The 18,599-nt window shown below is 67.8% G+C and carries 13 protein-coding genes and 1 tRNA gene; 8 read left to right on the forward strand and 6 right to left on the reverse strand.

All coding sequences use genetic code 11. The features are described from left to right. Positions 1-16 precede the first annotated feature (16 nt). Both ABGB01_RS43400 and ABGB01_RS43405 read left to right on the forward strand, forming a co-directional pair. Complete coding sequence (locus ABGB01_RS43400) at positions 17-640, forward strand: hypothetical protein (protein ID WP_347779950.1); 624 nt, start codon at positions 17-19, stop codon at positions 638-640. A gap of 137 nt (positions 641-777) precedes the next feature. After that, a complete protein-coding gene (locus ABGB01_RS43405) occupies positions 778-3,780 on the forward strand; it encodes a BTAD domain-containing putative transcriptional regulator (protein ID WP_347779952.1) in 3,003 nt (1,000 codons plus the stop codon). A gap of 6 nt (positions 3,781-3,786) precedes the next feature. On the opposite strand, the gene ABGB01_RS43410 is transcribed toward ABGB01_RS43405, so the two are convergent. Continuing rightward, entirely contained in the window at positions 3,787-4,515 is a 729-nt protein-coding gene (locus tag ABGB01_RS43410; RefSeq protein ID WP_347779954.1) for an AfsR/SARP family transcriptional regulator, read from the reverse strand. Positions 4,516-4,635: 120 nt separating this feature from the next. On the opposite strand from ABGB01_RS43410, the gene ABGB01_RS43415 reads away from it, so the two are divergent. The 3 genes from ABGB01_RS43415 (at position 4,636) to ABGB01_RS43425 (ending at position 6,577) form a co-directional block, all read left to right on the forward strand. After that, complete coding sequence (locus tag ABGB01_RS43415) at positions 4,636-5,400, forward strand: hypothetical protein (RefSeq protein WP_347779956.1); 765 nt, start codon at positions 4,636-4,638, stop codon at positions 5,398-5,400. A gap of 55 nt (positions 5,401-5,455) precedes the next feature. After that, complete coding sequence (locus ABGB01_RS43420; protein ID WP_347779957.1) at positions 5,456-6,253, forward strand: exodeoxyribonuclease III; 798 nt, start codon at positions 5,456-5,458, stop codon at positions 6,251-6,253. 90 nt (positions 6,254-6,343) lie between these two features. Continuing rightward, positions 6,344-6,577 carry a hypothetical protein gene (locus tag ABGB01_RS43425; RefSeq protein WP_132600066.1) on the forward strand — a complete coding sequence of 78 codons (234 nt, stop codon included), beginning with the start codon at positions 6,344-6,346 and terminating at the stop codon, positions 6,575-6,577. A 69-nt stretch (positions 6,578-6,646) separates the two neighbouring features. Here the strand turns inward: ABGB01_RS43425 and ABGB01_RS43430 are convergent, their stop codons facing one another. Together ABGB01_RS43430 and ABGB01_RS43435 are read right to left on the reverse strand one after the other, a co-directional pair. Further along, positions 6,647-7,585 (reverse strand): cobalamin biosynthesis protein, encoded by a 939-nt coding sequence (locus tag ABGB01_RS43430; protein WP_347779958.1) that lies wholly within the window; start codon positions 7,583-7,585, stop codon positions 6,647-6,649. After that, positions 7,569-8,306 (reverse strand): phosphotransferase, encoded by a 738-nt coding sequence (locus ABGB01_RS43435; RefSeq protein WP_347779959.1) that lies wholly within the window; start codon positions 8,304-8,306, stop codon positions 7,569-7,571. The genes ABGB01_RS43430 and ABGB01_RS43435 overlap by 17 nt, the downstream gene beginning before the upstream one ends. Before the next feature lie 329 nt (positions 8,307-8,635). Here ABGB01_RS43435 and ABGB01_RS43440 point away from each other — a divergent pair. Next, positions 8,636-8,709, forward strand: a tRNA-Arg gene (locus ABGB01_RS43440). Positions 8,710-8,917: 208 nt separating this feature from the next. On the opposite strand, the gene ABGB01_RS43445 is transcribed toward ABGB01_RS43440, so the two are convergent. Next, the gene (locus ABGB01_RS43445) at positions 8,918-10,483 is read right to left on the reverse strand and encodes a tyrosine-type recombinase/integrase (protein WP_347779960.1); all 1,566 of its coding nucleotides are present in this window, start codon (positions 10,481-10,483) and stop codon (positions 8,918-8,920) included. Continuing rightward, complete coding sequence (locus ABGB01_RS43450) at positions 10,476-10,712, reverse strand: helix-turn-helix domain-containing protein (RefSeq protein ID WP_347779961.1); 237 nt, start codon at positions 10,710-10,712, stop codon at positions 10,476-10,478. Before ABGB01_RS43450 ends, ABGB01_RS43445 begins: the two co-directional genes overlap by 8 nt. Before the next feature lie 1,461 nt (positions 10,713-12,173). On the opposite strand from ABGB01_RS43450, the gene ABGB01_RS43455 reads away from it, so the two are divergent. Together ABGB01_RS43455 and ABGB01_RS43460 are read left to right on the forward strand one after the other, a co-directional pair. Continuing rightward, positions 12,174-17,435 (forward strand): DNRLRE domain-containing protein, encoded by a 5,262-nt coding sequence (locus ABGB01_RS43455; RefSeq protein ID WP_347779963.1) that lies wholly within the window; start codon positions 12,174-12,176, stop codon positions 17,433-17,435. A gap of 79 nt (positions 17,436-17,514) precedes the next feature. Continuing rightward, positions 17,515-18,105 (forward strand): DUF6461 domain-containing protein, encoded by a 591-nt coding sequence (locus ABGB01_RS43460; protein WP_347779965.1) that lies wholly within the window; start codon positions 17,515-17,517, stop codon positions 18,103-18,105. 108 nt (positions 18,106-18,213) lie between these two features. On the opposite strand, the gene ABGB01_RS43465 is transcribed toward ABGB01_RS43460, so the two are convergent. Next, positions 18,214-18,546, reverse strand: a complete 333-nt coding sequence (locus tag ABGB01_RS43465) for a hypothetical protein (RefSeq protein ID WP_347779967.1) — start codon at positions 18,544-18,546, stop codon at positions 18,214-18,216. Positions 18,547-18,599: the final 53 nt, after the last annotated feature.

Here is an 18,599-nt window from a genome sequence, read left to right on the forward strand (position 1 = left end):
TGCCTAGGCTAACGGTGTGCTGACTCTCGACGAGGCCGTCAAGGTGACGCGCACCGGCGACCTGTGGATCTTCCGCGGACGCTCGGTGCCCGACCGTGCCATCCAGACGGTGACCAACAGCCCGGTCAACCACGTGGGCATGGCGATCGTGATCGAGGACCTGCCGCCCATGATGTGGCACGCCGAGCTGGGCCGGTCGCTGCCCGACCTGTGGGCGGGCACGCACCAGCGCGGAGTGCAACTGCACGACCTGCGCGACGCCGTGACGGTCTGGGCCGACCGGTACGACCAGCGGCCGTGGCTGCGCCAGCTCGACCCTGAGGCGACGCGCGAGATGGAGGACGCCGCCCTGCGCACGGTCGCCCGGCTCGACGGCACCCCGTTCCCCTCCACCACCCGGCTGGCCGCCCGCTGGGCCAGGGGCCGGATCCCGCGCCGCCGCCGGGAGCAGACGCTGGAGAGCGCCTACTGCGCCGAGGTCGTGGCGGTCACCTACGAGGAGATGGGGCTGCTGCCCGCCGGTCGCCGGCCCAACTGGTACGACCCCGGCAGGTTCTGGAGCGGCGACGACCTGGGGCTGCTCATGGGGTTCCGGCTCGGCAACGAGATCACCGTGGGCGTCGAGCGCGCGCGGCGCTAGATCGTAAAAAACCGGCAAAGGTCGCAGGCGTCTGAGTCGGCCCTGCCCGCTGACGGTGGCCCGTGGCCCCGTCGGCGGGCGTGCTCCCGGCGCAGATGCGAAGATGACGAACGTTTGACGCATTAGGCTCGGACACGATGGACATCCGCGTGCTCGGCCCGGTCGAAGTGCACGACCACGGTGCTGAGATCCCGATCGAGGGCGCCCAGCAACAGTGCGTGCTCGGGCTCCTCGCGGCCTGCCACGGCGCCTACGTACCGGTCGACCGGCTGATCGAGGCGCTGTGGGAGGAAGACCCGCCCAAGACCGCCAAGACCATCGTCCAGCTCAAGGTCTCCCAGCTGCGCAAGACGCTGGGCGGGCGCATCGCCAGCACCACGGCCGGCTACTCGCTCGCCGTGCCCGACGACGAGATCGACGTGCGCCGCTTCCGCCGCCTGGCCGCCGAGGGGCGGGCGGCGACCCGGCCGGAGCACGCCGCCGCGGTCTGGGAGCGGGCGCTCTCCCTGTGGCGCGGGCAGCCCCTGCAGGGGGTCGGCACCACCTGGGTCGACCAGCGCGTACGCGGCCCGCTGACCGGCGAGCGGTGGGACCTCGTCGAGGAGTACGCCGCCGCCCTCATCGAGCTGGGCCGCCACCGCGAGGTGCCCGCGCTGCTGCAGGAGCTCAGGGACGAAGAGCCGCTCAGGGAGACGCCGCACGCGCTGGCCATGACGGCGCTGTGGCACGACGGGCGGACGGCGGAGGCCCTGGAACTGTTCCACAGGGTGCAGCGGCTGCTCGCGGGGGAGCTGGGCGTGGACCCCGGGCCCCGGCTGAGCGACCTGCACCAACGCATCGTCGAAGGTCACCGGCCGGTGGTGCCGCGCCAGCTCCCGCGCGACGTCGCCGGCTTCGTCGGCAGGCAGGCCGAGACCGAGCGCGTGCGCGAGCTGCTGCGAGAGGGCCGCGTCGCCGTGGTCACCGGCGCGGCGGGCATCGGCAAGTCGGCGCTGGCCGTGCACGTCGGCCACCGGGTCGCCGCCGAGTTCCCCGACGGCCAGCTCCACGTCGACCTCAACGGCTACGGGCAGGGCGAGCCGCTGCCGCCCGAGCGGGTGCTGACCCGGCTGCTCGGCGCTCTGGGCGTGCCTGCGCCGAACAGCATCGCCGAGCAGCTCGACCTCTACCGCTCGACGCTGGCCACCAGGCGGGTGCTGCTCCTGCTCGACAACGCCGCCGACGCCGAGCAGGTGCGCCCGCTGCTGCCCGGCGGCTCCTGCGGGGTGATCGTCACCAGCCGTGACACGCTGCGCGGCCTCATCCTGCAGGGGGCGCAGAGCGTACGCCTGGCCACGCTCACCCCCACCGAGGCCCGCGACCTGCTCGCCGACCTGGTGGGCAAGGACGTCGTCCACACCGACCCCGAGGCCGTCGCCGAGCTGGCCGAGCTCTGCGGGCACCTGCCGCTCGCCCTGGCCATCGCGGGCGCCAACCTCATCGGCCGGGCCGACCTGCGCGAATACATCAAGGAGCTGCACGCCGACCGCTGGAGCACGCTGGCCGTCGAAGGAGACGCGCAGGCCACGGTCGCCACGGCGTTCGCCAGCTCGTACGCCGCGCTCCCCGACGACGCGCGCATGTTGTTCAGGCGCTTCGGGCTGGTCCCCGGCTGCGACTTCACCGCCCACTCCGCCGCCCGCCTGGCCGGCACCGACCCGGCCACGGCCACCCGGCTGCTGACCAGGCTCGCCTCCGCCCATCTCGTGGAGGAGCACACGCCAGGCCGTTACCGGCTGCACGACCTGGTCGCCCTCTACGCCCGCGAGCACTGCACGGCGGGTGACGACGACCCCGCCCGGCTGCACGCCTACTACCTGCACACCGCGCGGGCGGCCGCGCCGCTCCTCGCGCCCTCCATCGAGCTGCTGCCGCTCACGCCCGAAGACCCGCCGTACGACGCGGAGGAGTTCGCCGACGCCGGCGCGGCCACCGCCTGGCTGGACGCCGAGCAGCACAACCTGCTGGCGGTGATGGACCACGCCTCGGGACGCATGCTGTGGCGGCTGATCGAGACCCTGCGGGCCTTCATGTACGGCACGTACCAGCCCGACGTGATCGCGGCCCTGGCGCGGAAGGGCCTGGCCGCCGCCGAACGCGACGGCGACCTCGCCGGGCAGGCCAGCATGCACCACACGCAGGCCAACACCCGCTTCGTCCTGAACGAACCGCGCGCGGCCCTGCGCCACTACGAGCTCGCCGCCGAGCTCTACGAACGGATCGGCTGGGGCACGGGAACACTCCTGGCGCTGACCAACTTCGTCGTGGCCACCTCCAGCCTCGGCGACTTCCACGAGGGCGCGGCCAGGCATGAGCGCATCGTCCGGCTGTGGGAGGCGCTGGAGCCCTCCACGAAGCTCGCCGCCACGCTGGAGAACCACGCCATCGTGCTGCTGTGGTCAGGGCGCGCCCGCGAGGCACTGGAACAGCAACTACGCGCCAACCGCATGCGGGAGAGGCTCGGCGAGCCGCCCGCCTGGCGGGCCAGGGCCTGCTCCATCGTCGGCGACATCCGGCTGGCGATGGGCGACCTCGACGCGGCCGCGGAGGCGTTCGAAGAGGGCCTGAAGTCCGCCTATGCGGGCCGGCTGCCGGGAACGTTGTCGAGCGCGGCCATGGCGTACCACCTGAAGGGCGAGGACGCCAGGGCGGCCGACCTGGCGCGGCGGGCCGTGCAGACGGCCAGGGCCAGCGGATTGCGCAGCGAGTACGACGAGGCGCGCAGCACGCTCGCCCTGGTGGACGACTCCATCGAGCTCGGCGTGCGCATCTCCATGCTCAAGGAGGTGATCGCCTCCTATCGCTACCGCACCTATCCCTATCTCGACGCCCGCGTGCGCGTCTGGCTGGCCGAGGTCTGCCTGCGCGGCGGCCGGCACGCCGAGGCCGCCGAAGCGGCGGGGCAGGCGCTCGACGCGGCCACCCGGCACGGCCTGCGGCGGCTCGAAGGGCTGGCGCTCACCCTGCTCGCCCGGGCCGACCTGCTCGACGGACGCCCCGACGCGGCGCGCGAACACGCCAGGCGGGCCGCCGAGGTGCACGCAGAATGGGGACACCGGCTCGACGAGGCCGCCGCGCGGGCCGTGCTCGACGAACTCTGAGCCCGCTCAGGCCTGGGCGGACAACAACGACTCGAAGGTGCTGCGGAGCTCCCGGCCCGGGTCCACACCGAGCTGGTCGGCCAGCAGGCGGCGGGTGCGCTCGTACAGCTCCAGTGCCTCCGCCTGCCGCCCCACCTGGTAGAAGGCCGTCATGAGCAACGACACCAGCCGCTCCCGGTGCGGGTTGGCCGTCACGCTCGCGCGCAGCGGCGCGACCAGCCGCTCCGGTTCCCCCAGCCGGAGCCTCCTGCGCGCCAGCTCCTCGACGGCGGCCAGCCGCGCCTCCTCCAGCTCGACCGCCGCCACCTCCAGCGACCTGCCGCCTCCCGACCCGCCGAGCGCAGGACCGCGCCACAGGGCCAGCGCCTCGTCCAGCAGATCGGCGCCGGACCCGTCGTCGCGCCGCGCCGCCTCGGCGAGCAGCCGGCGAAAACGCAGCGCGTCCACCGACTCGGGGTCGGCCAGCAGCACGTACCCCGACGAGTCGGTCTCCACCCGGGCGCCGACCAGCGTCCTGCGCAACCGGTACACGTGTCCCTGCACGGTCATCCGCGCGCTGTCCGGGGGATCACCCTCCCACACGGCGTCGATCAGCCGCTCCACCGGCACCGGACGGTTCAGGTCCAGCAGCAGCGCGGCCAGGACGTAACGACGCTTACGCGGCCCGGTATCCAGGCGGCGTCCCCCGACACAGGCGTCAATGGACCCGAGCAGGCGAAACTCCAAGCGATCCATTCCGGACAGCCTGCCGGAACGCGCTAAAGGGCGGCTAAACACCACGGTGCCAACAGAACGCCAACACCTTCTGTCAGGGTCTACCCCTCACGATCTTCGCCCGACAGGAAGAGAACCATAGTGATCACGAAGAAGGCCGCGATCGCCGTCATGGCGGGCTCGCTCATCGCGGGGCCGATGGCCACCGTCGCCATGGCGCAGCCGAGCAACGCCGCCGTCGTCGCGAAGGACCGCCTCGGTCCCGGCGACTGGCTGCTGCCCGGACAGTCGCTGACCTCCGGCCGGTTCAAGCTCATCCAGCAGGCGCAGGGGAACTTGGTGTTCTACGACGGCACCAAAGCGCTGTGGAGCTCGCCCACCGCGGGCAAGCCGGGCGCCCGGACGACCATGCAGAAAGAGGGCAACCTCGTCATCTACGGCCTCGACAACAAGCCGCTGTGGTCCACGCAGACCGTCGGCAACCCCGGGGCCTACCTCAAGCTGCCCAAGCAGAGCGGCAACCTGGTGATCTACTCCAGGACCAACAAGCCGCTGTGGTCCACCATGGCCTACATCAGCAAGCTGCCCTCCGGCCAGGTGCTGCGCCCCGGGCAGTTCATCCAGTCGCACAACGGCCGCTACAAGCTGATCCAGCAGAAGGAGGGCAACGCGGTCCTGTACGACGGGCGGCGCAGCCTGTTCACCACGCCGACGGCGGGGCACCCGGGCGCGCGCTCGATCATGCAGAAGGAAGGCAACTGGGTCGTCGTCGACAACAACAATAAGGCCCTGTGGACCACCAAGACCGCGGGAAACCCCGGCGCCTGGCTCTCGGTCAGCAACGACGGCCGCGTCATCATCTACTCGGCCGCCAACAAGCCGCTCTGGACCAGCGAGATGCGCTGACCGGCTCGCGGGGGCGCTGCCTGCCTGCCGCCCCCGCCGGTGGCAGGCTGGAGGCATGCGCCTGGCTACCTGGAACGTGAACTCGGTCAAGGCACGACTGCCTCGCCTGCTCGAATGGCTGGCCGAGGTCAAACCCGACATCGTCTGCCTGCAAGAGACCAAATGCCCCGCGGAGGCGTTCCCCGCGGCGGAGGTGGGCGCGCTCGGCTACGCCGCCGCGGCCCACGGCGACGGGCGGTGGAACGGCGTCGCGCTGCTGTCCGCGGCCGGGCTCGACGAGGTGACCCTGAGCTTCCCCGGCGAGCCCGGATTCGCGGAGCTCGACGGGGTCGGCGCCGCCCGCCCCGAGGCCCGGGCCATCGGCGCCACCTGCGGCGGCATGCGGGTGTGGTCCCTGTACGCGCCGAACGGGCGCACGGTCGACTCGCCGCACTACGCGTACAAGCTGGACTGGTTCGCGGCGCTGCGCGACGCGCTCGAAGCCGAACTGGCCGCCGGGCCCCTGGTGGCGTGCGGCGACTACAACGTGGCGCCGTCCGACGCCGACGTGTGGGATCCCGCGCTCTTCGTCGGCTCCACCCACGTCACCCCGGCAGAACGCCAGGCGCTGGCCGACCTCCGCGCCCTGGGACTGCACGACGTCGTGCCGACGCCGATGAAAGGGCCGCACCCGTTCACGTACTGGGACTACCGGGCCGGGATGTTCCACCAGAACAAGGGCATGCGCATCGACCTGGTCTACGCGAGCGAGGACGTCGCGGGGCGGGTGCGGTCGGCGTACGTCGATCGCGAGGCCCGCAAAGGGAAGGGGCCGTCCGACCACGCGCCGATCGTGGTGGATCTGCGGCCATGAACTTATTCCGATTCACGGCCATCCGAGTATTCTGTGGTCTCGAATGTTTCGGGGGTGTTAAGAACCATCAAGGCCCACAGGGGGAGCTCCGTGGAACCTGCAGACGGCCGTGTCATTCTCTTCATCCTCATCGCCCTCGCCGTGTTCGCCCTCGGCCGCCGCTTCCAGACCATGGTCATCATGCGCCAGGTGTGGAAGCAGAGCGCCAGGCAGGTCAGCGCCAGGAAGGCCGTCGCGAACAACGCCGCCAAGTCGATGATCGGCATCACCCTGCTCGCGATATTCGTCGTCTGGCTGGTGCTCAACCTGAATCGCGTCATGTGAAAAAGGTTTTCGGTGATTACCGCGCAATTGCACCGAGCGGAGCAATCACCGGATTCCCGGCCCGACCGATCAGTGGCGGTGACGGCGGAGGCGGAGAGCCCAGGTGGCGAGCACGGCCGTGCCCGCGGCGGCCAGGGTGACGGCGCGGGTCAGGCGTACGGCCCGGCGGATGTCCTTGACGTCGGGCTCGGGCCCGTCACCCATCGTCGGACGGTGCTCGACCCTGCCCTCGTAGACGTTCGTGCCGCCCAGCGTGACGCCCAGCGCGCCGGCGAACGCGGCCTCGCAGCGGCCGGCGTTCGGGCTGGGGTGGCGGTGGCCGTCCCTCCTGAGCGCGGCCAGCGCGCCGCGCGGGTCCGGCCCTGTCAGGACGGCGAGCAGGCCGGTCAGCCGCGCGGGCACGTAGTTCGCCACGTCGTCGAGCCTCGCCGCGGCCCAGCCGAACCGCTCGTAACGCGGCGAGCGGTGGCCGACCATGGCGTCCAGCGTGTTGACGGCGCGGTAGGCCAGCAGCCCCGGCACGCCCGCCACCGCGCCCCAGAACAGCGGGGCCACGACGGCGTCGGAGGTGTTCTCGGCCAGCGACTCGACCGTGGCCCGCGCCAGCTCCTTGGCCTCCAGCCGGGAAGGGTCGCGGCCGCACAGGTGGGGGAGGCGGGCCCGGGCGCGTCGGAGGTCGTCGTGTTCGAGGGCGGCGGCCATGTACGAGCCCTCGCGGGCCAGGGTGGTGCCTCCCAGCACGGCCCAGGTGGCGACGGCCGTCACGACCGTACGCGCGGGCCGGCCGGGGATGCGCTGGGCCAGCACGCCGAGCGCGGTCGCGCCGCCGACGCACACGGCGACGTGCAGGACTCCGCGCGACCGCGCGTCCTGGTAGAGCGAACGTTCCAGCCTCGCCGCGGCACGCCCGAAAAGGGCCACCGGGTGGGCGGGAGTGCGGGGGTCGGCGACGAGCCGGTCGAGCGCCACGCCGAGAGCGAGGCCGAGAGGGTCAGACCAGGTGGGCATGGAGCTCATCTTCGTGCACGTCCAGCCATGCGGCGGCACGACGGATGCGCTCGCCGGCGCCGCTCGCCCACATCCTCGCCCAGTTGCCGCCGGCCGAGGCGCGGGTGCGCATGACGGTGTAGGAGCGGTGGAAGCGGAGCCTGGCCAGATCGAGGAGGCGGCGCCGGTCACGGGGCAGGACGCCGTACGCGTCGCAGAACAGGCGCAGGCGCTCGCCCACGTCGAGGGCGCGGAGGAGCGGAGGGCGGTCGATGGGGTCGGCGATCGGGGCCCAGTGGCGGAGGGCGGTGACGATGTCGAAGAGCCGCGTGGTCGGCCGGGCCAGATCGAAGTCGATCAACGCGTACGGCCGCCCCGCCCGAAAAATCACGTTATCCATCGTTAAGTCACAATGACCGATGACTTCCGGCGCTTTATCATCATTTGATCCCCCCTCCCAGCCGTCCATCACCAGCGGAAACCCCGCGGTCGCATCGTGGAACTCCCGCACCAGCACCGCGAGTCCGGCCAGCACCTCATCGCTCGCGCTCTCCCGCCGCAACCCGGTCGTGCCCGGCACGTACGTGAGGACCTGGCGCCCTAGCTCGTCCATCCCCACCACCCGTGGCGCCCCCTCGAACCCCGCCGCCTCAAGGTGCCTGAGCAGGGCGTGCACGGAGGGCGTGGACGTACTGGCCGGTCGGCGCACGGTGTCACCGACGCGCACCACCCCGTCAGTCACATCCCCGCCCTGCAAGGGAATCTCATGCAGGAGCGCCGCGACCATGCCACGGAAGCTTAGACTTTCCGCCCCGCTTCCGCCCGATCTTTTCGCCGGTTCCGGCAACAAGATCGCCCTTGTCGACGCCGTACCCTCCAGGGGTGGATGCCGCCGGCTTCCCTCTCCTCGGGTATCCTCCCTGTGGCCCGCACGCCCAGACAGAACACCGGCTGGACCGTGCGGCCATGGTCGCGGCGATCCTGTTCATGCCGGGTGTGATCGGGTCGACAGACTGACACGGGGAAAACGTGTGCGTGACATGTCGCCGGATCATGCACAATAAGGCGGGAGCGCCCTTAGCTCAGCTGGATAGAGCACCGGACTTCTAATCCGACGGTCGCAGGTTCGAATCCTGCAGGGCGCGCTGTGATCATGGTTTTACCTGTGGCAATGCGGGATCGGACTCGTTCTAGAATTTTCGTCTAGCGCCTACGTGCTCCAAACGCGCTCGCCCGCACCAACCCCGCACACTTCATGATCCATTGGCACCTCCGGCTGGTGCGGCAAGAACGGCGGCCCCGCCTCGCCGCGAGCAGGCGGCGAACGCGGGGCCGGACGTTTAATCCGACTGTTCAGCTCCTCAGCGAGATGAGTTTGCCCGGTTCGGTCTGGTCTTCCTCTCCGAAGAGCAGGGCGGCGGTCTTCTCGGCCGCGGCCATGGCCACCTGCGGGTAGACGGAGGTGTAGGTGTCGGCGGTGAAGGCGCTAGAGGTGTGTCCCAGCGTTTCCTGGACCACCTTCATTTCCACTCCGGCCGCGAGCATCAGTGAGGCTGCCCCGTGGCGGAGGTCGTGAAGGCGGATGGGTGGCAGGCCGGCGAGGTAGGCGAGCCAGAGGAACTGGTCGGAGATGTGCTGAGGGTGAAGCCGGGTGCCGTCGGGCTGGGTGAAGACGAACCCGGTGTCCGTCCACGCCTCACCCATGGCCAGCCGTTCCTGCAGTTGCTGTTGCCGATGGGCACGCAGCAGTTGTGCGGTGTCGCTGTCCAAGGCGATGGTCCGCACCGAGGCGTCGGTCTTCGGGGTGCCCTCATGAACTGCCCAAGCCAGCTGCACGAGCTGCCAGTTCACGGTCAAGACGTGGCCGTCGAGATTGACCTCCTTCCAGCGCAGCCCGCACGCCTCGCCGCGCCGCAGCCCGCGTAGCGCGATCAGCTGGTAGAGGGCGAACAGGCGGTGAGCTTTGGCTTCCCTGAGAAACCGTCGGGTGTGCGCGGGCGTCCAGACCATGACCGGGGAGGGGCGGGGCACGCTGGTGTAGGCGTCGATGGGATCGACTCGCCGCCCGCCCCGGCGCTGTTTCTCTGTCTCCCGGTAGGTGCGAAAATCCTCCTGCCAGGCGCGGACTCGGTCCTCGGTCCACACCATCGGCTTGGGCCGGGTGTAGGCGGCCATCTCCAGCACGGCGGCGGGGTTGAAGTCGATCAGCCGGTCTTGGCGCATGGCCATGTTGAGCGCGTGCCGCAGGGTGGCGCGGATGCGGTGCATGGTGGCGATGCTGATCGGTCGCCGGTACTTCACCGTGGCCCGCACCTGTGGGTCGGGGTCGGCGCGGCGTTCGGCGATGGTGTCGTTGAACTCCTCGATCTGCTCGAACATCAACGCGATGTCGCTGACCTTGAGCTGCTCCAACCGCAGCCGCCCCAGATACGGGGTGAGGTAGAGGCGGATGTGGCCCTCGTAGGAGCGGCGGGTGGTCGCCTCGATCTTCCGCTTGCGGTTGAGGAACTCGGCCAGCCACTGCTCGACGGTGATCTCCTGAGTCAGATGCTGCCCGGTCTTGACCTTACGGCGGACCGTCTCCACGTCCGGGAGCGTGTCGGTCTCGGCCAGCGTCCGCTTGATCAGATCGGCGATCTGGGTGCGGGTGGCGGGCTCGCGCGGGTCGGCCAGCGCGAGCAGGTCGCGCACCTGCCCGAGTTCGGCCTTGGCGGCGTCCTGGGTGGCGAACCCGCCCCTCCGTAGCGGTCCGCGCCGCTTGCCGTCGGTGCCTGGCGGGAGTTCGATCTGGTAGTTCCAGATGCCGTGCCGGTAGCTCCATCCGCCGTCAGCGCGGCGCAGCTTGGGGCATCGCTGCCCGAGTGCCTTGCCGTCGCTGTCGCGGCAGGAACAGCGTTTGAACGTGCTGCCTTCAGCCATCGGTTGTCCTGTCCTCCTCGATGAGGGTGTGATCGCCGAGCAGCGCGAGCAGGGCGGCGGTGGGCACCAGGTATCTCTTGCCGATGCGGATGATCCGGCAGGGGAACTGGCCGTCCCTGGCGAGTTGGTAGGCCGTGGTGCGTCCCAATCCGAGCGCCCGTCCTGCGGTGACCGCGTCGACCACAGCCGGCAGTTGCTGGATCTCGGCCAACGTCAGCGCGCGCCTCATCGCCGACCTCCAGGCCGGGAAGGAAGCGCGACTGCCGCCAGCCCGCCCGGCACGGCCACAGCGGTGCAGGAAATCGGGCAAGCATGATGCACGCCACCACCGACCGCCCCGAGCGCCGTGCCAGGCACGACGTATCGACACCCACCTCGGCACCAGCACTCAAGCCCCACTTGACCGCCGCTACGGGAGCCACGCATCGCGCGACGCTGTGAAGCACCGTGACGCTGCTGGGCAGCCCTTCGGGGGCGCCGACGTGGATTGGGAGGTTGTGCGTTCGGGGAGGGTTGCGCACGGCGGACGAGCAAGAGCGAGCCAGATCTGGTGCCGGCCACTGGTGCGAGGTGCTCAGCCGATCCTTGGTCGCGTTGAGGCAGCCCGGACAAGCCGTTCGGCGCCGTATGCCAGGGCACCTTCCCGCTGAGGCTGTCGACCCTGATGGGCGTGGTGGATGGCGGACGTCGAAGGGTGCTGTAGTTGGGTCCTGTCATGGTGATGTGACCCGATCATCCGAGCCACCTGGTCCCTGTCGCCTTCTAAATACCTGCCTCCAGGCGCGAATTCGGACATGAAGGCAGGCAAAGACCAGGCAAGATCGCGCTCCGCAACTCGGGTGTACTGCTTCCGGGGCAGGCTGCTGCCCATGCGCTCCGCTACAGCGCGAGACTACGCGTCTGACTCGCTGACACCTGGAGGCGAGTCACAACCTCCGATCCACCCCTGGTCCATGTCGTGTTGAGCGTCCGACTTGCAGCGCCGTTGACCTGGAACAAGAGGGCTCGCATTAGGAGAGCTCGAGTCGAACGGAGTTCGATTTATCTACTAATGGGCCATATGTGGTTGTTGCTCGGCGTGCATTGGCTCCACAGTAAGGACCTCCCCACTGTCCATCGCTGGGCGGGTGTTTGCCCTGGTGGAAGCGATACTCCCGCCGGAACCTTGTAGGGCGGTCCCGCTCTTCACGTGCGGGCGTCTTCGCGGAAGTGGTATTCCAAGCAGTCCGCTCAGGGGCACTCGTGCTGTGCTCTCGGCTGCGCTTACCTGGAGGCGACCATTCGGTTGCCTACGATGACGGGCGCACGTGCCCCATCTGGTGCTTCTTCGGGGTGGCGCGCGGGCGTGGCCGATTATGCTCGTCGCTGGTCATTCGACTCGCTGACGCCCCGGCCTCGATCGCTGCCAGAGGCATCGCGGTGCAAGGCCTGGGCGGCAAGGCATCCCCCTCGCTGGCAGTGGCGGCATGGCAGTGACTATAGGTCGCCTTGCCGATTCATCGCGGATTGGCTCTTTCCGGTTACAAAAACGATCTTTACTTTTAGTCTGACCTCATGTGATGATCGCTCAGATTTGCCACATCTGTTCGAAAGGCTGTGAGTGAACCTACGCCAACCGGCGTCCGGCTTATCTGCCCGGACGCGCCGCCGTGCTGCCCTGATCACCGCACTGACACTGCCCATCTCGCTTATGACAGCACCGGCGACAGCCCAGGGGCCCATGTCGTCTCCTACTCCCACTCCCCAGCAGGCTGCCGCCAACACGCCCACGAGTGCGAAGCTCGCCCAGGCGAAGAAAGACAACAAGCGTGTCGAGATCGAGGCACTGCGCTCTGAGACGGGTACATACTATGCCAACCCCGACGGCAAAACGCTTACTGCTGAGGTGTCCAGCGCCCCCGTTCGGGTGAAGAAGAATGGCGACTGGCAGCCGCTTGACCCGACCCTGATCGAAGAGAACGGCGTTCTGCGGCCTAAAGTCGCTAAGGGCGACATCACGCTATCGCTCGGCGGCGACAAGACCGCCGTTGCCTACAAGGGCGACAAGGGTGAGGGGAGCGTCTCCGTCCCGGCCGTGTTGCCGAAGCCGGTGGTCAAGGGCAACACTGCCACCTACCCCGACGCCTATGGAGCTGGCGCTGACCTCGTCATCCGCACTCACTCGACAGGATTTCGGCACGAGATCGTACTCCGGCAACGCCCTGCCAAGGAGCTGAACCTCCGCGTCCCGCTCACCCTGCCCAAGGGGCTCAAACTGGGCAAGGGCAGCGACAAGACGCCGGGAGTGCTGGACAGCAAGGGCAAGGAGATCGCCGACCTGGCCTCCGCGCTCGTGCTGGATGCCACCGAGATGCGCGAACCCGCCACCGGTCACATGAGCCAGGCCGAGACCAGCCTAGAAGGCGACGGCACTCTGGTGCTCAAGCCAGACGCTGAGTTCCTGGCCGATCCGGCCGTCACCTATCCGGTCACGCTGGCCGCGCCGCTGGAGGACTGGGTCGGAACGGGTATTGCCGGCGACACGTTCGTCAGTCACAGCTATCCCAGCAGTGCCAGCAACAAGGGTCTCAACCGGATCATCGTGGGCCGGTCAAACAGCGGCACGGTGACCTGGCGCGGCTACATACGCTTTAACATCAAGGGCACCCCGCTGGAAGGCGGCACGGTCGACAACGCCGACCTGCGGCTGTGGAACTACGACACCAACGACTGCAGCGACACCGCCACTGCCGGCATCGTCGCGCGCCGCATCACCAAAGACTGGGACATCAACACGATGACGTGGGGCAGCGGACAGCCCGACGTTTCCCCCAACGGCCAGAGCGGCGAAAAGGGCGCCTACGGGGTGGACTGCCCCGAAGGCGAGGGCGAGATATGGCACACGTTGGAGGACATCACCCAGGAATGGATGAACGGCGCCGATGACTACGGCGTCCAACTGTCCTCTGCCAGCGAAAGTGTGCCCACCAACTGGCGTTGGTACCGATCCGACGAATACGGCGGCTACGACACCTACCCGTACACTCCGCGCGGGCCCGTCCTCATCATCAAGTACGAGCCTGCCGTTGTGCAATCTCGTGGCTACGTCCTGCCGTACTACGACAATCCGACGCTCAGCGAGATCAAGGCCGAAACGTACTACACCGACACTGTTCCGGCATTCCCGGAGGTCACGGAGGAGGATGCGCGCGCTGTGCGCGAAAACTCCGTGGAGTACGCGCTGGAGGATTCTTCCGTCGGGTTCAACGTTCCAACGGACATGACCCGTGAAGAGTGGCTGGAATCACTCGATGTGGAGCCGGTTACTCCCAACCCGAGTCCTTCCCCCGTCCCAACTCCCACTCCGCTGCCTACGCCGGCGGGCCGGTGGTCGTTCGAAGAGGGGATCGGGCGGACCGCCGCTGATTCCGCGGGAAGCGGACACGATGCCACACTCGGTGCCACGACGAGGTGGGTGCCCGGCAGAACAGGGACCGCTCTGTCGAACTCGACTGCCGAGCAGGGTGTAGCTGCACTTCATCAACCGGCTCCCCTGGATGGTCGCGCGGCAGCCGCGCGAGAGGCGGCGAGTTCCGGACAGCGTGTGACGGTGCTTGAGGAAACAACAGACTCGTCCATCACCTACGCAGCTCCTGACGGAAAGACGTTCACAACCGAATACGCCACAGGCCCAGTACGGACGAAGAAGAAGGGCTCGTGGGTTCCCATCGACACCACTTTGGTCGATGACGGCGGGACCTGGCGGCCCCGCGCAATCGCCCAAGGCGTAGAGGTGAAGATTTCTGCCGGTGGAGATGCCCCGTTCGCGAGGATGAGTGCTGGCGGGCACAGCTACGCCCTCCGTTGGCCGACGCCGCTGCCCAAGCCGAGGATCCATCGCAATACCGCAACCTATGCCGATGCTGCGGGAACCGGTGGCGACCTGGTCGTGACGGCGTTGCCAACCGGGTTCCGGCATGAAGTGGTGCTGCGTCAGCGGCCCGCTAAGACGGTAGAGCTGCGGATCGGACTTGAGGACGAGGGCCTGGCCCTATCGGAGGGCAAGGACGGCCGCCTGCTACTCAAGGGCAAGGACGACAAGCTGATCGCCACGGGGACACGGCCGGTCGTGTCGGACGGCAGCGGCGAAGGACGGCGCCCGCTGACCAAGCTTGGCAAGGTCGGCACAGAGGTGTTCAGCGAAGACGGTCGTACGGAACTGGTGGTCAAGCCGGACCAGGCGTTCCTGGCCGACGCCAGCACCACGTACCCGGTGCGGGTGGCCGCGGCGGTCACCCTGCCTGTCAGCGCCGACATGGAGGTCACCACGCACGACACGGTCGACTCGCCCGCCTTGCCGGACACCTCGATCATCATGGCTGGCACCATGGCGGGCTGGATCAAGTCCCGGACGCATCTGAAGTTTGACACTCCCAGCCTGCAAGGCAGCACGGTGACCAACGCCATGCTGTCCATGAACACCGTCGACAGCCATAACTGCGGTACGGCGCTGGCCCGCGGCATCCAGGTCGCCCGGCTGACCGGTGGCTGGGATCCGGAGAACCTGTACTGGGGCGGCATGCCGGCCTTCACCACGGAGGACGCCTCCACCAACTTCAAGGGCGTCAACTCCGACTGTGCGGTCTGGCCGGACAGGATGGAGTGGGATGTCACCGGCATCGCCCAGGACTGGGCCGCTGGCGCCGCCAACCATGGGCTGGTGCTCAAGTCGCCTGGCGAGGCGGACGTCGACAACTACCGGGCGTTCACCTCTTCGGAGGACACGGACTTCAACGCGCCGCCGACGCTTACCATCATCACCAGCGGGTCGGCACAGCCGCCGACCGCCACAGAGCTTGCCATGTCACCCGCGCAGAACGTCAACGGTGCCATCGTCACCAGTTCCGTGACTCCGCAACTGGCGGCGACCGTCTCCGACATCGGGGAAGCCAGCCTGACGGCTGAGTTCGAGGTCGAGCACGATCCTTCGGCGACCAGCCAGGGAACGGGCCAGATCTGGGCCGGGACCTCGGTTGCCACCGCCTCCGGAGGTCGGGCGACTGTTGTCGTCCCGGCGGGCAAGCTGGTGGACGGATGGAAGGCACGCTGGCGCGTACGAGCGGTGAACGGCGCCACCTCCGCCACATCGGACTGGTCCGAATGGCAGTCCTTCAGCATCGAGACCGAATCGAGCGATTCGGGGCCCATGGCGATGACCTCCGGTCCGGTGCTGCGTACGAACGACAGCTTCACCATCGCTGCCTGGCTTCGATGGAGTGACAAGGACGGCGACTTCACCGTACTGGAGCAGAAGGGGGACAATGTCGCGCCGTTCCGTTTCGGCAACGACCCCGAGCACGGTCTCGTGTTCACCCTTAGAGGCGCTGACAGCACTGATGCGGCTTCTGAAGGGGTCGTCTCCGGGACCGAACCTCCAGTGAACGAGTGGTTCCATCTGGCCGGCGTCTACGACGCCACCGCCGGCTTGGCCACGCTCTACCTCAACGGCGCTCCACTCCTGTCCGAGCCGGTCACGCAAGCGGCATGGAACGCCGCAACCGCGCTGTCGCTGGGTACTCGGATGGACGGTAACCTCGACGAGGTCGTAGTCTTTCAGCAGGCGCTGACCGCTGCAGAGGTGTCCACGCTCCCCACGCTCGCCGCGCCCGCCGAAGAGACGGCGACCGCCGCGCCACGTGCTGGGGAGTCCGCGACCGCCGCCCCACGTACCGCAGCGGCAGCCAGCTCGGCGTTCCCCTACCAGCGGCTGTCTCACAAGGAATGTCAGGACGAGATCGCCAAGCGCCCCAATCGCCCCGCCGCCATCTACAAGAACGCCTTCAACATGTGCTGGGTGATGCGCATCGGTGAGGTGAAGGACAACAGTGACGACAACGAGCTCGGCGATGTCTTCATGTACACGGCCAAGCTCACCGTCGTCATGCACTCCTATGTGGGAATCGGCTGGAAGGCTGCCGGAAGCGGAATGCCGGCCAGGGACGCTGCGGCCGGCGTCAACAGCAGGCAGATCAAGGCCTGGGTCCGGATCGACAACTGGGACGCCCTGGACGACGACTACCTGGAACGCTCGGTGGCGGTCGGGCTGGGAGTCGGTGGAAGCGGGTGCACGACCAACTTCCCGAACGGCCGGACCGCCACTCTCGAGCAGTGGATCAATGAATCGAAGTCGAGCCCGGAGAATGGCTTCGAGATGACGATCGGTGCTCCAGGCTCAGGTACAGGGGATCAGATCAGGTACTGCAAGATCAGCCCGTGGGTCAATTATCAGCAGGCCGATCTCGAGTCTCGTCACTATCACCTGCACCCCACGAAGAATCCCGCGCTCTTCCGCTGCGACACGTCGTCGAAGATCAGAGCGTACAAGGGTGGCTGCATCGTCTGGCACATCCGGCCGATCTTCATGCTCGACGAGAATGACGATCTCGTCACCAAATCGGCTTCGCACATCGCGGCGGCACTCTACAATCCGCAGACCACCATTCCCAAGGCCGGGAACGGAGTACCGAAGAAGATACCCGGTGCGTTTCAATGGTGGGCACCGGGGTGCACCTACGGTGGCTGTCTGAAGGTGACCAGAGCTAGTGCGAAGGTGAAGGGGACGATCCCCTACAACAACCGGAAGAAGGCAATCTCCACCTGCAAGCTGTTCATTCGCCAGTACTGGGATCCGGACAGCTGCGATGAATATCCATTCGCATCGACTCTGCAGGGCGCGAGCCAAACAGATTACCATTTCTCGGTAGCGGTGATCGAAGGAGAAGACAACTGTCTGGCGGGCAGCAGGCTGGGTCACTGGTATAACCGGGTTCGACTGTTGGAGACCGACGAGTTCTGGGTTGACACGATCGCTAGAAACACGTCCAGTCCGAGGAGCGGCGCCCCCGGATATGTGGCGACCAACCCGACTCCGGAGGAGCTCTTCCACCTGGACGGCTGTACCGTAGACGGTTAGGATCATCTGGCTGATTTGGATCCGGTTGCGGCACGATCGCGTATGCACGATCGTGCCGCACCCTCCTTGTGGAGTCATGATGAGCGAAATATTCGATGTCTATGAAGCGACGGCGCACCTGCTCTTCGAAGAACCAACCTGCATCACGTGGATCGGTGGCCTATCCTTACCAGAATGCGTCCGCCGTTTCGGCGGAGATCCGCTCCAGATACGTGAGGCCGATTTCGAGGACATATACGAGGAAGGGTATGACCTCGACCCTGACGACCCGCGCGACGGCGCCATCCTGCTCGATCAGCAGGGCGACTGGGTCGTGGTGGTGGAGCCGACGAGCCATCGCGGAATCTCGTCCGCGTTGCTGCGGCGGCTCTCCTCGGACGGAGCCGCCTTGAGTGTCTACTGGACCGTCAACGGGGATGCCTACGTCAAGTGGGCCGAGCGCGGCCATGTCCTTTATTCCTTTGACCCGGTGGCCCTCGATTCCGTGAACCCCGATGAGGCAGAGGTGGGCTGGGTCGTCGATCATGGTGTGGGCCTCGACGCCTGGGCTCAGGACTGGTTTGCAGCAACGCTGACGCTGGCCGAGAAGATCACCTCGGTGCGCTTCGATTCGGCGTGGCCCGGGCGTACTCACCTGGGGGTGACCGTCGGTCCTATACCCACGGCATGAGCCGGGCGGCCGAGAGCACGGGACATTTCCAGTCGCTTATGCGGGTTGCGGCCTGGCCACCTACCGGTATCGAAGACGACCTCCTCAGCGAGGGTGCCGTCCGCCAGGTCATGACGTGATGATGGCCCACTCAAGCAGAGCGACCTCGTGGAGTTCCTGATCGATGAACGGCTCACGGCGCTCGTCGGCGTCGGACCACGCCGGCGTCTGCTCGACGTACTCCCAGCCGCTCATCGCGGCCGTCGTGTCGATGGTGTGCCAGCCGATCGACAGCTCATCGAACTTCCAGTGGCAGATCTTCATCTGGATGCCGTCGAAGTCCAAGACGATGGGGCGGTCGGCGAACCGGTACCCGTCCTCGACGAAACCTAGACGAGTAAGTCCGAAGGCTTGCGGTGCATAGGGGAAGGGCCTCCATGATCGTTTTGTGACGAACGACATCGAGACCCTTCTCACCGCACTCTACGTGAAGATCGACGATGAGTTGGGAGGAC

This window comes from Nonomuraea sp. B5E05, assembly GCF_039880665.1.
Lineage (GTDB): Bacteria > Actinomycetota > Actinomycetes > Streptosporangiales > Streptosporangiaceae > Nonomuraea.

What these genes read in the sequence shown, in the direction of transcription:
- ABGB01_RS43450 (WP_347779961.1), bottom strand. Translation starts at nt 10,712, where the DNA reads ATGAGGCGCGCGCTGACGTTGGCCGAGATCCAGCAACTGCCGGCTGTG.
- ABGB01_RS43405 (WP_347779952.1), top strand. Translation starts at nt 778, where the DNA reads ATGGACATCCGCGTGCTCGGCCCGGTCGAAGTGCACGACCACGGTGCT.
- ABGB01_RS43420 (WP_347779957.1), top strand. Translation starts at nt 5,456, where the DNA reads ATGCGCCTGGCTACCTGGAACGTGAACTCGGTCAAGGCACGACTGCCT.
- ABGB01_RS43410 (WP_347779954.1), bottom strand. Translation starts at nt 4,515, where the DNA reads ATGGATCGCTTGGAGTTTCGCCTGCTCGGGTCCATTGACGCCTGTGTC.
- ABGB01_RS43455 (WP_347779963.1), top strand. Translation starts at nt 12,174, where the DNA reads ATGACAGCACCGGCGACAGCCCAGGGGCCCATGTCGTCTCCTACTCCC.
- ABGB01_RS43445 (WP_347779960.1), bottom strand. Translation starts at nt 10,483, where the DNA reads ATGGCTGAAGGCAGCACGTTCAAACGCTGTTCCTGCCGCGACAGCGAC.
- ABGB01_RS43460 (WP_347779965.1), top strand. Translation starts at nt 17,515, where the DNA reads ATGAGCGAAATATTCGATGTCTATGAAGCGACGGCGCACCTGCTCTTC.
- ABGB01_RS43430 (WP_347779958.1), bottom strand. Translation starts at nt 7,585, where the DNA reads ATGCCCACCTGGTCTGACCCTCTCGGCCTCGCTCTCGGCGTGGCGCTC.
- ABGB01_RS43465 (WP_347779967.1), bottom strand. Translation starts at nt 18,546, where the DNA reads ATGTCGTTCGTCACAAAACGATCATGGAGGCCCTTCCCCTATGCACCG.